General features: G+C 62.5%; 1 pseudogene. It reads left to right on the top strand.

Annotation, left to right across the window (positions count from 1 at the left end):
- Window positions 1-214, top strand: a pseudogene (locus tag CH341_RS34925) (hypothetical protein); the annotation flags it as partial.
- Between the last annotated feature and the right edge of the window lie 55 nt (window positions 215-269).

Here is a 269-nt window from a genome sequence, read left to right as displayed (position 1 = left end):
GATTTCCCGCAAGATCGAGCTCTACCAGCGCCATCCCGACAATCTCTATTGCCTGACCATCGCGCAGGACGAGGTGAGGGTGCGCCTTTGGGCACGCGAGACGGATTGGCAGATGACGGAGCTCACATCGCTGGACGACAAGCTCCGCCTGCCGGCCTTCGGCTTCGATGTGAAGCTTTCCGAGATCTATCGCGGCACGAGCCTCGCCGCCTGAAGCCCTCGAGGGAAGGCGACCTCACAATGCCCGCAGGCTGAGCCTGCAGGCATGA

Origin of the sequence: Rhodoplanes roseus (genome assembly GCF_003258865.1) — a bacterium.
Taxonomy (GTDB): domain Bacteria; phylum Pseudomonadota; class Alphaproteobacteria; order Rhizobiales; family Xanthobacteraceae; genus Rhodoplanes; species Rhodoplanes roseus.
Note: the sequence above shows the minus strand (reverse complement) of the source record. Positions and strands in the feature narration are given on the sequence as shown.